A 14,095-nucleotide genomic window follows, 5' to 3' on the forward strand; every position below is an offset into this window, starting at 1 on the left:
GATCAAGACCTCAGCAACTGTAAATACAGGGAATTTGTCCGACAGGACCTGGAAACTGCTCTGACACAGGCTTTACAGGGCCATCGGAGTGCGTTTATAGCAAGAAATTCAGTCGAGCGGCTGTATATAGAAGACAAACGGCTAACCAGAACCCCATCGCCAGCAAAAATTATTCTCGCAAGTTGCACCGTTTCAGCCCGGCAAAGGTCGCGCAGGCCTTCTATTATCCGGCCCACCGCGTGATCAACCTGCCTCAAGGATGCCATATGCCTCGCCACGCTCTGCCGGCTACCGACGAGCATCCACTAGCCAGCCCTCCGATCACTGCCGAGCACCTGCTGCAAACGATTACCGGGGAATACGACGACCTGCCGCGCCAGCTCAAGCGTATTGCCAGTTACATCAGCCAGCAGAGCGAACCAATCATGGTCGACCGCATCAGCGACATCGCTCGTGAGTGCGAGGTGCATCCGTCCGCCATCGTGCGTTTCTCGCAGCGCTTCGATTTCAGCGGCTTCAGCGAAATGCAGGCGCTGTTCCGCCAGGCCTGGACGCACAAAGCCACGCCCCTGCAAAACTATCAGCTCGCAATCAGCTTCGTGCCCTACGCCAGGGAAACCCAGCATTGTCTGCGTTTCGCCCGGCAGCAAAACGCCAACGCCCTGATCATCACCGACAGCCCTCTCTCACCGCTGGCGAGACTCGGCGACAGCGTGTTGCTGGTCGATGAAGGCAGCGCGCTGGCCTTTCGTTCGCTGAGTGCAACGCTATGTTTATGTCAGGCGCTATTTGTGGCGGTGGCGTATCGGTTGGGACTGAACGTCGATGAGATTCACGAGCAGCCCGGATTCGACGACTGACAATTGCCTCAGGCTCGGCTAGGTTATGCGTTCCCACCGGTTCGACTTGAAGGAACGCGTCATGAAACTGATCGGCATGCTCGACTCCCCTTACGTACGCCGCGTAGCGATCTCCGCCAAATGCCTGGGGATCGACCTCGAACATGAGTCAGTCTCGGTTTTCCGCCATTTCGAGCAATTCCAGCAGATCAACCCGGTGGTCAAGGCGCCAACGCTGATCCTCGACGACGGCGTGGTTCTGATGGACTCGACCCTCATCCTCGACTATCTCGAAAGCGCCTGCGGCAAAAGCCTGCTGCCGACAGAATTTCCGCAACGCGCACAGGCCCTGCGCCTTATCGGCCTCAGCCTCGCGGCCTGCGAAAAAGCCGTGCAGCTTTATTACGAACGCAACTTGCGCCCGGCCGACATTCAATATCAACCTTGGGTTGAACGCGTTGAAGGCCAACTCGCCGCCGCGTTTACCGCTCTGGAAAAAGAACTCGAGCTTCGTGAATTACCCGTCGACGGCTCGCTCGCCCAGGATGGCATCAGCCTGGCCGTTGCCTGGAGCTTCACCGGCCTCGTCGTGCCCGATCAGATTGACGCCGCGCGCTATCCAAGAATTGCCGAATACACCGCGTACGCAGAAGGCACCGACGCCTTCATCAGCACACCGATGAACTGACCATGAGCACCACCAACAGCGCCGCCCCGGCGTTAAAGGAAATCTTCAACGCCGAGCGCCTGCAGCACATTGCTGACGAAATGAGCACGGTGTATCCGGCGTTCAAGGGCAAGGCTTTTCTCAAGCATGCCAACCATGGGCTGGCGGAGTTGTCGGTGATGCAACGCATGGCACGAGTCGCCGAAAGCCTGCATGCCGTGCTGCCGCTGAATTATGAAGATACGCTCGAGGTATTACGTGAACTTGCCCCTCGTCTGAACAGCGGCTTCGTCAGCATGTGCCTGCCGCACTACGTGGCAAGCTACGGCGCCCACGCGTTCGACACCTCAATGGACGCGCTGAAGTACTTCACCACCTTCGGCTCATCCGAGTTTGCCATCCGCCACTTTCTGCGCGCCGACCTTGAACGCTCGCTGGAACGGATGCATGACTGGACTCGCGACGAAAACCACCACGTAAGAAGATTAGCCAGCGAAGGCAGCCGCCCTCGCCTGCCCTGGTCGTTTCGGTTGGAAGCGGTGCAGGCGGATCCTCACTTGGCCGCCGGGATACTGGATCGGTTGAAGGCAGACGAGAGTTTGTACGTGCGCAAGTCTGTGGCGAATCATTTGAATGACGTGACCAAGGTGCATCCGGAGTGGGTGTTGGACACGATTGAAGGTTGGTCGTTGGAGAACAGGCACACGGCCTGGATTGCCAGGCATGCGTTGCGGAGTTTGATCAAACAGGGGGATTTGCGGGCGTTGACGGTGATTGGCGCGGGCGCGAAGGCTGAGGTTGAGTTGTTGGACGTGAAGGTTGAGCCGGCGGTGGTGAGGTTGGGTGAGGCTATTACTTTGTCGTTTACGGTGAAGTCCACGGTGGCGCATGAGCAGCGGCTGGTGATTGATTACGCGATTGACTATGTGAAGGCGAATGGCGGGGTTTCGAGGAAGGTTTTCAAGTTGAAGACGTTGGAATTAGTGGGGTTCGGGGCTGAGGTGGTGCGGCGGAATCAGGTGATCAAGGATTTTACGACGCGCAAGCATTTTGCCGGACGGCATGGGGTTCAGGTGATGGTTAATGGAGAGGTGTTGGGTAGTGCCGGGTTTGAGGTTTTGATTTGAGCATTGAGCTATTTATTCACCTGAAGAATCGGTAGCGGATCAGCGCATTGGCAGCCGTGCTTCGATATTGAGCGCGGCAGCACAATGGAAGACTCACGGCTTCAGGGGTTACCAACTGCCGTATGGGATGCCGAATTTCTCGATGTACCGTTTGGACTTTTCACTTACGGGATATGCGTAGCGCCCTTGGTTCTTGCCTTGACTAGGCCCTAGCGGTTCTATCTCTGCCTGCGCTCTGGCGACTTTGACAGGATGGTGGCATGAGTCTCTGACCCAGACTTGTACCGCACCGCCTGGAGCCAGGCCCAGATAGACCGAGGCCATGAATCTTGCCTCTTGGTCCGGGGTCTTTGGGCATCGTTGATTAACGGACGTCACCATCAACTGCCGGGCCTCCTCTGGAATATCTACCCATGCTTGCCAGGTTTTCTGTTCGACGATCGATTGCCAACGGACCCAGATGCGAACTGGCAAATCTGCTCCCACCACTCTCCTTCCACTGCCGCCCACCCCACCTGTCCAACCTCGGGCGGACTCAGTTCCATCTTCAGGCTCTCCCCCCGCAGCGGTGCCGCCGCCGGTTTTGTAAAAAATCCTGCCGTGAATGTCTTGAACCGAACTGTTCTCCACCCAGACTTTCATATAAGCCGGCTCAATGAACGCCAGCTCCCACCATTCGGACTTCGGGTCATTTTTGGCTGAGAGTGGATCAGCAGACTGGCAACCGGCAATGACCAGCGCGCATAGCAAGGCTATTAATATTTTCATTACCAAAGTGTCCAGTCAGGTACATGGGGATGCTGCACGCGAATCGAGTCGGCCGTAGGTGCATTGATGTAAACCGCGCGAAGACCGCTGCCATCCCTTCGCCCAAGAGGATGGTTCCAGTTTGCGGACGCATGAATGTATTTAAGCATCAGTAGTTTTTCCTCTTGCGGCGTGGTGCTGTAGTCACCTGCGAGGAATCGATCACATAGCGCACGAAGCTCCGCGGGCACTGCCAATTCCGGGGTGTCTGGAATGTCGTTGAACTTCACGCCTTTATCTTTTGCGAGCTGGAGCATCACTCGCAGATATACCCTGGACAGCATGCCACTCACTGGTCGCTTGAGTTGTAGCGCTGCGTAAACACGTTTCTTGCGAGGGCTTAGTCGATCCTGTCTATCGATTGGCAGAAGCAATGCATCTGGGGTAACGACTTCTAACATCTCTGCAGGCCAACCCCGCGCCAGCCACTGGTCTTTTATAGCCATTGCGTCTTGGTAGATCGAGGTGGTTGAGACATCGGTAAATTGCGAGACCTCGAGCGTCTGCATGGGACTAACAAGTACGCACTCCTGAACCTCATCGAGGTAGCCACCGCCGATGTCGGAGTGAGCACCTGGCAAGGTGATCTCCAAATGGTCTGCTTTGACGCGACTCAAGGCGAAGTTCGCTCGGCACTCGTCGCGGGCAGAGAGTTGAATCACATCTGTAAAAAAACGTCGATCAAGGTACAACTTGATGCCCGTCGCGATGGGACTTTTCACATTGCCCAAGTTTGACCAGCCTGCAACTGACGGCACAGTGTCGAAAAGTCCAATGAACCCCATCCTGATACTGCCGTTATACTCTTCAACGAAGGTTCGGCTGAGTGCTCGGGAGTTGCTGCGCAGAACATCACCTAGCGGCCCCTGTTTTCCCCGTACGATTTGGTTCGCGAAGTGTCGAGCAGCAGCAGCCCCACGGCTAAAGCCAAACGTGTCAAACGTCAGTGAGGTAATTTCGCTATCGGGATGGCTATCCAGAACGTCTTTGATACGTAGTTTGATATCTGTAAATGAAAGCTGAACTCGACCAGCAACGCCTGTTTCTCCACGACCGCTACCTGCACCGAACGTGCTGTCCTCTTCTCCAGATCGAGTTCCGATCCCCTCGACGTAGACCATACGAAACGCTTGCTTTTGACGAACATCGCCCTCCGCCTGCTGCGGTGCGAAGTACAGATCACTAAGCTTTTTCACGTTGCTGACATCGTTGCCGTAACTACTGTCCGGGTCACTCATGTAAGGCTGGCAGCTGGCGGGAATATCCTCAGGCGCAATCGGATGCTGAGCACCACACAACAACCCCGCAGCAGAGTTATTCGCGTTGTTGCCCGTGCCATCAAAGAAAACCCCAATCCTCAACGCAATCCCGATTTTCTCAGGCTCGCGCGCAGGTTCTTTCCCGTACTTCTCATATTCCGCCCAACGCTCGGCATGAATATCGACGGGTTTGGCTTCTTCGTAACGATAATTTTTCGGGGGGTTGGGTACGTAGCCACTCATCCGTGATTCCTGGTTCTGATCCTTGAGAACGGCCCGAAGGGTGACAGCCGAGACTGGGAGACGCAAGCTGTGGCCGTGTGCCAGCCAAGGTGTGCCCACGGGGTTCGACGAGGCTTTCCCCTCGTCGAAGTGGGTGTTAGCTGGCGATTTCGCCGAGCACATTCGCCACCAACGAAGGTGGCGGCCTTACGCGGGTGGGTAGACCTGTAACTGGGACCCGGCCCCCCGAAGGTGTACTGCGCATGAGGGCTGACTGGGCGGGCGCCTTCGCGGGCAAGCCCGCTCCGACAGGGGAATGTGCTGGCCTGGGAACGGTGGTGGCTGGGCTGGCGTCATCGCGAGCAGGCTCACTCCTACAGGTTTTGCGTCTGGCTTTGGGTTAGGCGTCTTGTCTTTGGACACGGAATACGAGGCTCGGGGCTTTGCCCGGGACGTCGTCGAGATCGCCGAAGCGGTGCATGCCGATCTTTTCCAGAACGCGAATCGAGGCGACATGGTCGGGTCTGACCAGCCCGAATACTTCAGGTAAACCGAGGTAGTGGAACGCGTGGGTCAGCGCGGTTTGGGCGGCTTCTGTTGCGTAACCGTGGCCCCAGCCTTCGACGGCGAAGCGGTAGCCGAGGTTGATAACCAGTTTGCCCAAATAGTCATGGGCAGCGATGCCGGCGAATCCGAGGATGTTTTCGGGGGCCTGGGTGCTGCTGATTGCCCACCATCCGTAGCCGTGGGTTGTCCAGTGTTGCAGCCAGCGATCAAGCAGGGCCTCGGCCTGGGCGATGTCGGTCATTGGACCAGCGGGGTTGAACTGGTTGGTTTTCGGGTCGCCGAAAATAGCGAAAACGGTGGGCAGGTCTGCTGGTTGTGGGCGTCTGTAGATCAGGCGCGGTGGCATATCTGACATGATCAAAACCTTTGAAATGTGGCAAAACCGGGCTCGAGCACGAATTAGCAATCCAGCCCCTCGTCGCACATCAGCGCTCCGAATCGATGTTGAACCAAGGCCTAAGATGCCCCACAAGTCTGTCTTCGGCGAAGAAACGTTCAGCCACTGCGTTATCTGGAAAGTCATCGCACCAGGAAAACCCGACATTGTCATTTATCAACGTCAGGGGTGCAGCTTCCGTAGGGAATACATGCTCGATGCCAAATCGCAATTGGCAGGAGGTTGTTCGAGGCTTGGCCTTATTGTTTCGGGTTAACGGTGGGTGCGCGCGGCCAGCGGTGCCGGGTAAAAGGTGCTCTCTCAGCCGACGTTTTAAATTGGTCCCCTTGCCTACATACAAACACGGGTACGGTGCGTCTGCCGGCCACCAATCGTGGTAAAGCACATCGACATCAGAACCTCCGGGGCCCTTCAAAATAATATGCCGATTTGCGCTCATCAGTTGCTCACGGCATCCCACCCACCAGAAAGCGTAAACTCCGGCATTCGGCGGTACGGTGACAGCGTGATGTCTGGAAACCAGATGTTCGATCCGGTGTACCGCCTGTGCGCTGAGCATCTGGTCAACAAGTGACTGCCATGCCGCATGCACTTCTTTTGCTCGCGGTCGGTCTTTCAGAGTGTCCATTCTTGTTCGCTATGTTGATTAATCATTTGAGGCGCCGTGCTCAGCGCGATAGAAAGCACGAGGCTGGGCCTTTCACTTTTTTGTCTTCGTTCATGCTGCAGGCTCCGTTTGCTGGCTCATCGACAAAACCGGCGAAGTCTTCACCGGATTCAACTCTGGAACATCCTGAACCGCTTCCTCCAGATCATAAGCGGCCAGGTCAACATAGCGTTTTATCCGCAGTCTTTGATCACGAGTACTTTGAATGCCGTCCCAAACCAGCCAGTAGATGAACAATGTACCGACGATAGGTATAAGGACGAGCGCGCCCTTTGGCCCTAAAAAAAATGCCGTGGTTTTGATCAGCTCAGCGGACAGTCCCATCATCAAACCCAAGAGTGAAAGGAAGCCCAGATTTTGCGAAAGAGCAGGTTTGGCCGGCGCGACCGTCAGGTCGGAATATGCCGACAGTTCCCGGAGTTTGGCTGCCCTGTAGCCTTCATCCTTTACAATCTGCAAAAAGAACGCATAGCAAAGAATGTTTTCTTGTTCGCTCCAAGGTTGCTGGTCAATGGCATGTTCAGCGAACTGAAGTGGATAAACCGTGCGAAGGGCGTGGAGTCGAGTCAAGAACAGTCCGCCCGTCCACAATCCAAGAAAAACATACGAGATCGGAACGAGTATCGGGTACTTGATCCCGAAACCGGCCATGACAACCAAGGGAAATGTTGACACGGCGACCGCCCACATCGGCCATAACCGGCGTGCATTCTTCCACGTGAACAGCAATTTGTTTGGCTGTCTGCGGCTGCGTTTGTACAGCGCCGTCAAATCCACCCATTCCTTGAATTTCATGCCAACACACATCCTTGAGCTTGCCCGTCACACGGTGATGCGCCGGTATCCTAGGTGAATCGGCCAGCATTTGCAGCCGGCCTTGTCATGTTGCGAAAGCGCTACTCAGATCGACCGCTGATTCACCCGCGCCATCAACTGTTCAGCACTTTCCTTGCGCTCGGAATAGCGATCGACCAGATGCGCCTGCTGCCCTCGCAGCAGCACGGTGAATTTCACCAATTCCTCCATCACATCCACCACGCGGTCGTAGAACGGCGAGGGTTTCATCCGCCCCGCTTCGTCGAATTCCATGTATGCCTTGGGTACGGAGGACTGGTTGGGGATAGTGAACATACGCATCCAGCGACCCAACACGCGCAACTGGTTGACCACGTTGAACGATTGCGAGCCGCCGCAGACTTGCATCACCGCGAGGGTTTTGCCTTGGGTCGGGCGGACAGCACCGAGTTCGAGGGGGATCCAGTCGATCTGCGCTTTGAAAACGGCGGACATGGCGCCGTGGCGTTCCGGCGAGCACCAGACCTGGCCTTCTGACCACAGCACCAGCTCGCGCAGTTCCTGGACCTTCGGGTGGTCAAGCGGGACGTCATCGGGCAGTGGCAGACCGGACGGATTGAAGACGCGGGTTTCGGCGCCGAAATGTTCGAGCAGGCGTGCGGCCTCCTCGACCAGCAAGCGGCTGAAGGAGCGTTCACGGGTCGAGCCGTAGAGCAAGAGGATGCGCGGCTTGTATTCGCCCATTAACGATGGCTTGTCCGCGTCGAACAAGGTTGCGTCGAGGTTGGGCAGATGGTCTGACATGGGGCCTCCTTAAAGCGTACCGATACGGTCGAGTTCGGCCTTCAGTTGTTCGCGACTGAGCGAGTGAAACGGCAGATCGAGGAAGGCCTGACAGCGTTCGCCGATGCGCATCAGAGTGGCCTGGAATGCCGCGTCGATTGCAGCTTCGTCGCCCTGCACTTCGGACGGATCTTCCAGTCCCCAGTGCGCTTTCAATGCCGGGCCGAAATATACCGGGCAGGTTTCCCCGGCGGCTTTGTCGCAGACGGTGATGACAATATCCGGTGGATCGTTTTCGAAAGCGTCGTTGCCTTTGCTGTGCAACCCGTCGGTGGCGATACCGTACTTTTGCAAAGTCGTCAGGCTGCGTGGCAGCACCTGGCCTTTGGGAAAACTGCCGGCACTCACCGCTGTGAAGCTGCCGGTCGCCAAGTGATTGAACATGGCTTCGGAAAGAATGCTGCGGCAGCTGTTGGCCGTGCACATGAACAGGACTCGCATCGATGCGCTCCGTAAAAAATGAAAGTTCAGCAACAAACGCGTTCCCGCACGGGGCGGCCATCCATATGTTGCAGGCGCGCGGCGTTGTCCTCGAGCCAATCGGCATTGGCCTTCGCGGTCACCTGGAGGATTTCGCCGATCCATGCCGGCAGCTCCGGGTTCAGCCGGTAATAAACCCACTGGCCCTGACGGCGGTCGAGCAGCAAACCATTACTGCGCAGTTGCGCGAGATGACGGCTGATTTTCGGCTGGCTGTCGCCGAGCGCACACATCAGCTCGCAGACGCAGAGTTCACCTTGCTCGGCGATGAGAAGAATGGCACGGACGCGGGTCTCGTCAGCGAGGCTTTTGAAGACTTCGGTGGGGGTGATCATGGTGATCGGTTCGCCATATGCGGGAAACCGAATATACGGATATCCATATATTCGGTCAAACAAGATCAAAAGATCGCAGCCTTCGGCAGCTCCTACAGGAATCGGTGTAGGAGCTGCCGAAGGCTGCGATCTTTTGATCTCAAAGGTTGAGCAACAACCCCTGCTCCGCCTCACATAATCCCACTACATAATCCCAGACCACCCGCAGCCGCACCGATTTGTGCAACTCCCGCCGCGTGCTGATCCAGTAGCTGCGTTCGATGTTTTCATCCGGCAGCAGCGCCACCAGTTCAGGGTCGGAGGCGGCCATGTAACACGGCAGCACAGCGATGCCCAATCCCGAGCGCGCCGCTTCCTGCTGGGCGATGACGCTGGTGCTGTGAAACACCACGCGCGGGCTGCGGCAGAAGCTGTTGAGGAACATCAGTTCCTGACTGAATAACAGATCATCGACATAGCCGATCCACGCATGTCGACCCAAATCTTCGCGGCTTTGCAGTGGCGGCGCTTTGTCGAGGTAGCTTTGGCTGGCGTACAGCGCGAGTCGATAGTCAGTGAGCTTGCGCGTGACCAGCATGTCAGCGGAGGGTCGTTCGAGGTGAATGCTGATTTCCGCTTCGCGGTTGAGGATGCTGACAAAGCGCGGTACCGCGACCAATTCCACTTCCAGACCGGGATAGCGTTCGAACAGACCGATCATGCGACTGGCGAGAAACTTGATGCCGAGGCCTTCGGTGACGCCGACGCGGATCTTGCCCAGCGGCGCCGTGGACTGGGTGATTTCTTCCTGCGCCAGCAGCGCGACGTTTTCCATCGCTTCGGCGTGTTTGAGCAGCGCCTCCCCCGCCGGGGTCATTTCATAGCCTTGGGCATGCTGAACGAACAGTGCGGTACCGAGGCTTTTCTCGATCGATTCGATATGCCGTGCCACGGTGGCGTGGGTGGTGTTGAGCCGGCGCGCGGCGGTGAGCAAGCGGCCGCTACGTTGCAGTTCGAGAAAAAAGCGCAGGTCGTTCCAGTCGAACATGGCGGGTCCTTGTCGGCTATCGTCGCTAAACGCTGTTTGAAAACGCACAGCGGCTGCGCAAAAACTAACATTCTTTTAACGAAAGCTAACAACTAGAGTGTCCGACAATAAAAACAAAAAGTGAGGTCAGGGCATGTACACGTCCCTGGATGAATTCGACTACATCGTGGTCGGCGCCGGCCCCGCCGGATGCTTGCTGGCGAACCGGCTCTCAACAGATCCTCATCAACGGGTGTTGCTGCTCGAAGCCGGCGGGCGCGACAACTACGCCTGGATTCACATTCCTGTGGGTTACCTGTTCTGCATCGGTAATCCGCGCACCGATTGGTGCTTCAAAACCGAAGAACAACCGGGTCTCAATGGCCGTGCGCTGAGTTATCCGCGCGGCAAGGTGCTGGGCGGTTGTTCGTCGATCAACGGCATGATCTACATGCGCGGTCAGGCTGCCGATTACGATGGTTGGGCGGCGGCGGGCAATCCGGGCTGGGCCTGGAAAGATGTGCTGCCGCTGTTCAAACAGAGCGAAAACCACTTCGCCGGCGGCGCTGAATTTCACGGCGATCAGGGCGAATGGCGGGTCGAGCAACAGCGCCTGTCGTGGCCGATTCTCGATGCTTTTCGCAGCGCTGCCGAGCAAAGCGGCATCGCCAGCATCGACGACTTCAACCAGGGCGACAACGAAGGCTGCGGCTACTTTCAGGTCAACCAGAAAGCCGGGGTGCGCTGGAACGCGGCAAAAGCGTTTTTGAGACCGCTGCGAGGCCGGGCGAACCTGACCGTGTTGACCGGCGTCGAGGTTGATCGTGTCTTGCTGGAAAACGGCCGCGCGGCAAAAGTCAGCGCGCGGCATGAAGGCCAGATCAAGCAGTTCAAGGCGCGCAAGGAAATTGTTCTGTGCGCCGGGTCGGTCGGCTCGCCGAGCATCTTGCAGCGTTCCGGGATCGGTCCGCAGCCGCTGCTCGATCGTTTGGGCATCGGCGTAATTCATGAGCTGCCGGGGGTTGGCGGCAACCTGCAGGATCACCTGCAACTGCGCCTGATCTACAAGCTGGAAAACGCCCGCACCCTGAACCAGATCGCCGGCAGCGTGTGGGGCAAGATGGGCATGGGCCTGCGTTATCTGTACGACCGCAGCGGCCCGCTGTCGATGGCGCCGAGTCAGTTGGGCGCGTTTGCGCGATCCGGTCCCGAGCAAACCTCGGCGAACCTGCAATATCACGTGCAGCCGTTATCGCTGGAGCGTTTTGGTGAACCGCTGCACAGCTTCCCGGCGTTCACCGCGTCGGTGTGCGACCTGCGCCCGCAGAGCCGGGGGCGCATCGAGATTCGCTCGGCCGATCCGCAAGTGGCGCCGCTGATTCAGCCCAATTACCTCAGCCATCCGCAAGACCTGCGTGTCGCCGCCGATGCGATTCGCCTGACCCGACGCATCGTCAGCGCCCCTGCCCTGCAAGCGTTCAAACCGGTGGAATACCTGCCCGGCGCCGACCTGCAAAGCGAAGAACAACTGCACGAAGCGGCGGCGAAAATCGGCACGACGATTTTCCATCCGGTCGGCACTTGCCGCATGGGCAACGACGGTGACGCGGTGGTCGATGCGCAACTGCGCGTGCACGGCGTGCCGGGGTTGCGCGTTGCCGACGCGTCGATCATGCCGAGAATTACCTCAGGCAACACTTGTTCGCCTACGCTGATGATTGCCGAGAAGGCGGCACAACTCATCCTCAAACGTAGTGCTGTAAACACCGTACCTGTGGGAGCGAGCTTGCTCGCGAAAGCGGTAGATCATTCAACATAGGCGTTGACTGACAGGGCGCCTTCGCGAGCAAGCTCGCTCCCACAGGGATTTGCATCCCATTCAAGGCATCGCGCATCACCCGGACACGCAACACCAGTGGAACAACAAAAACAATCACTGTGAGGGATACCGATATGTCAGACCACGCTCAGCCGCTAGACGCTGCGGGCAGCGCCGAGACCAGCAACGCAACGCAGAAAGTCATCTTCGCTTCATCACTCGGGACAGTGTTCGAGTGGTATGACTTCTTCCTTTACGGCGCACTCGCGGCGGTGATCAGCAAGCAGTTTTTCGCCGGGGTCAACGACACCACGGCGTTCATCTTCGCCCTGATGGCGTTCGCCGCCGGCTTCATCGTGCGGCCGTTCGGCGCACTGGTGTTCGGCCGCCTGGGCGACATGATCGGGCGCAAATACACCTTTCTGGCGACGATCATTCTGATGGGCGTGGCAACGTTCTGCGTGGGCCTGCTGCCGACCTACGCCAGCATCGGCATCGCCGCACCGATCATTCTGGTGGTGCTGCGCATGCTTCAGGGCCTGGCCCTCGGCGGCGAATACGGCGGTGCGGCCACCTACGTGGCCGAACACGCGCCGATCGGCAAACGCGGTTTCCACACCAGTTGGATTCAATCGACCGCGACCCTCGGCCTGTTGCTGTCGCTGCTGGTGGTGCTCGGTTGCCGCTATTTCACCGGCGATCAGTTTGAGGTCTGGGGCTGGCGGATTCCGTTCCTGCTGTCGATCGTGCTGCTGGGCATTTCCACCTGGATTCGCCTGAGCCTGCACGAGTCGCCGGCCTACCTGAAGATGAAGGAAGAAGGCAAAACCTCAAAGGCGCCGATCCGCGAATCCTTCGGCAAATGGGAGAACCTCAAAGTCGTGCTGATCGCGCTGTTCAGTATCAACGCCGGGCAAGCGGTGACCTTCTACGCCGCGCAGTTCTACGTGCTGTTTTTCCTCACCCAGTTCCTGAAAATGGACCCGGCGGTGGCCAACAGTCTATTGATCATCAGCGTGGTGATCGGCGCGCCGTTCTTCATCTTTTTCGGCTGGCTGTCGGACAAGGTCGGACGCAAACCGGTGCTGATGCTCGGCCTGTTGCTGGCCACCGCGCTGTACTTCCCGATCTTCAAATCCCTGGCCCATTACGCCAACCCGGCGATCGACCAGGCCAGCCGTCAGGCACCGATCACCGTCCTCGCTGATCCGGCCACGTGCACCTTCCAGTTCGATCCAGTGGGCAAGGCCAAATTCGACAGCCCGTGCGACAAGGTCAAAACCTTCCTGGTCAAACAAGGCCTGCCCTACACCAGCGTCGCTGCGCCTGCCGGTAGCGCCGTGCAAGTGAGTGTCGGCGACGTGAAACTGGACGGTTTCGATGAGGCGGCACTGCGCGGCGCAATCACCCTCGCCGGTTATCCGCAACAGGCCGATATGCAGCAGATCAACAAACCGATGATCGTCGCCCTGATCGTGGCGCTGATCATCATCTCGGCCATGTGCTACGGCCCGCTGGCCGCGTTGATGGTCGAACTGTTCCCGACACGCATTCGCTACACCTCAATGTCGCTGCCCTATCACATCGGCAATGGCTGGTTTGGTGGGTTCCTGCCGACCGTGTCCTTTGCGCTGGTGGTGTACACCGGGGACATTTTCTATGGGCTGTGGTATCCGGTGCTGATCACCGGTGTGAGTCTGGTGGTGGGAATGGTCTGCTTGCGTGAGACCAAGAATATCGATCTCGACAAGAACTGATAAACGCGCTGACAGCGATGGCGAGGGAAGCGATTCTCTCGCCATTTTTTGCTTCAGGCGTCCGCTTTGATCACCTCGAATTTCACTTGATCCGGATAAAACGCCACGTAGTCGCGGATCGATGCGACTGAAACCTTTGGATTTTCGTACGTCCACACCGCGTTCGCGCCCTCATGTCCCGGCACTTGCAGACTGAAATAGTTGGCGTCGCCCTTGTACGGGCAATAGCTGGTGTGGTCGGTACGAGCAAAATACTTTTCATCGATGTCTTCGCGGGGAATGTAGTAGACCGGCGGGTAGTTGGCCTCCTGGAGGATCAGCGCGTGGGAGGACGCGGCGACCTGGATGCCGTGGAATTTCACCAGCAGGCAGCCCGCCAGTTGTTCGAGGCTGATTACGGGACTGGGGCTTTTCATGAGGGTCTCCTGAACACAGCGAAGAGACCGGTTCAGGTATAGCTGATGGGCCCAGGCCCGGCTGGCCGTGCAGCCGAACGGTACAAACCTTC

The 14,095-nt window shown here is 57.8% G+C and carries 15 protein-coding genes; 5 read left to right on the plus strand and 10 right to left on the minus strand.

Going from position 1 to position 14,095, the window contains the following annotated elements; translation table 11 throughout:
- The first annotated feature begins 266 nt into the window (after positions 1-266).
- From AC0Z4S_RS21725 to AC0Z4S_RS21735, 3 genes are all read left to right on the plus strand, one after another.
- Positions 267-860, plus strand: a complete 594-nt coding sequence (locus tag AC0Z4S_RS21725) for a MurR/RpiR family transcriptional regulator (protein WP_485624534.1) — start codon at positions 267-269, stop codon at positions 858-860.
- 61 nt (positions 861-921) lie between these two features.
- Positions 922-1,527 carry a glutathione S-transferase gene (locus tag AC0Z4S_RS21730; RefSeq protein WP_485624535.1) on the plus strand — a complete coding sequence of 202 codons (606 nt, stop codon included), beginning with the start codon at positions 922-924 and terminating at the stop codon, positions 1,525-1,527.
- A 2-nt stretch (positions 1,528-1,529) separates the two neighbouring features.
- Positions 1,530-2,633, plus strand: coding sequence for a DNA alkylation repair protein (locus tag AC0Z4S_RS21735; protein WP_485624536.1), 1,104 nt, complete (start codon positions 1,530-1,532; stop codon positions 2,631-2,633).
- 108 nt (positions 2,634-2,741) lie between these two features.
- On the opposite strand, the gene AC0Z4S_RS21740 is transcribed toward AC0Z4S_RS21735, so the two are convergent.
- The 9 genes from AC0Z4S_RS21740 to AC0Z4S_RS21780 form a co-directional block, all read right to left on the minus strand.
- Complete coding sequence (locus AC0Z4S_RS21740; protein WP_485624537.1) at positions 2,742-3,401, minus strand: DUF2931 family protein; 660 nt, start codon at positions 3,399-3,401, stop codon at positions 2,742-2,744.
- The gene (locus tag AC0Z4S_RS21745; RefSeq protein ID WP_485624538.1) at positions 3,401-4,942 is read right to left on the minus strand and encodes a T6SS phospholipase effector Tle1-like catalytic domain-containing protein; all 1,542 of its coding nucleotides are present in this window, start codon (positions 4,940-4,942) and stop codon (positions 3,401-3,403) included. The genes AC0Z4S_RS21740 and AC0Z4S_RS21745 overlap by 1 nt, the downstream gene beginning before the upstream one ends.
- A 379-nt stretch (positions 4,943-5,321) precedes the next feature.
- Positions 5,322-5,843: a GNAT family N-acetyltransferase gene (locus AC0Z4S_RS21750; RefSeq protein WP_485624539.1), complete on the minus strand. Its 522-nt coding sequence runs from the start codon at positions 5,841-5,843 to the stop codon at positions 5,322-5,324.
- 70 nt (positions 5,844-5,913) lie between these two features.
- Positions 5,914-6,513: a GIY-YIG nuclease family protein gene (locus tag AC0Z4S_RS21755; protein ID WP_485624540.1), complete on the minus strand. Its 600-nt coding sequence runs from the start codon at positions 6,511-6,513 to the stop codon at positions 5,914-5,916.
- 90 nt (positions 6,514-6,603) lie between these two features.
- Complete coding sequence (locus tag AC0Z4S_RS21760) at positions 6,604-7,347, minus strand: hypothetical protein (RefSeq protein ID WP_485624541.1); 744 nt, start codon at positions 7,345-7,347, stop codon at positions 6,604-6,606.
- Between the two features lie 105 nt (positions 7,348-7,452).
- Entirely contained in the window at positions 7,453-8,151 is a 699-nt protein-coding gene (arsH, locus tag AC0Z4S_RS21765) for an arsenical resistance protein ArsH (RefSeq protein ID WP_485624542.1), read from the minus strand.
- Between the two features lie 9 nt (positions 8,152-8,160).
- Entirely contained in the window at positions 8,161-8,631 is a 471-nt protein-coding gene (locus AC0Z4S_RS21770) for an arsenate reductase ArsC (RefSeq protein ID WP_485624543.1), read from the minus strand.
- Between the two features lie 26 nt (positions 8,632-8,657).
- Entirely contained in the window at positions 8,658-9,005 is a 348-nt protein-coding gene (locus AC0Z4S_RS21775) for a metalloregulator ArsR/SmtB family transcription factor (RefSeq protein ID WP_485624544.1), read from the minus strand.
- A gap of 139 nt (positions 9,006-9,144) precedes the next feature.
- Entirely contained in the window at positions 9,145-10,032 is an 888-nt protein-coding gene (locus tag AC0Z4S_RS21780) for a LysR family transcriptional regulator (RefSeq protein ID WP_485624545.1), read from the minus strand.
- Positions 10,033-10,165: 133 nt separating this feature from the next.
- Between AC0Z4S_RS21780 and AC0Z4S_RS21785 the strand changes: the two genes are divergently transcribed.
- Positions 10,166-11,830, plus strand: coding sequence for a GMC family oxidoreductase (locus AC0Z4S_RS21785; protein WP_485624546.1), 1,665 nt, complete (start codon positions 10,166-10,168; stop codon positions 11,828-11,830).
- A gap of 134 nt (positions 11,831-11,964) precedes the next feature.
- Complete coding sequence (locus AC0Z4S_RS21790) at positions 11,965-13,587, plus strand: MFS transporter (protein WP_485624547.1); 1,623 nt, start codon at positions 11,965-11,967, stop codon at positions 13,585-13,587.
- A gap of 53 nt (positions 13,588-13,640) precedes the next feature.
- Here AC0Z4S_RS21790 and AC0Z4S_RS21795 read toward each other — a convergent pair whose 3' ends face one another.
- A complete protein-coding gene (locus tag AC0Z4S_RS21795) occupies positions 13,641-14,003 on the minus strand; it encodes a DUF427 domain-containing protein (RefSeq protein ID WP_485624548.1) in 363 nt (120 codons plus the stop codon).
- Positions 14,004-14,095: the final 92 nt, after the last annotated feature.

The organism is Pseudomonas sp. 1L-B-1-E-C1 (genome assembly GCF_057291835.1).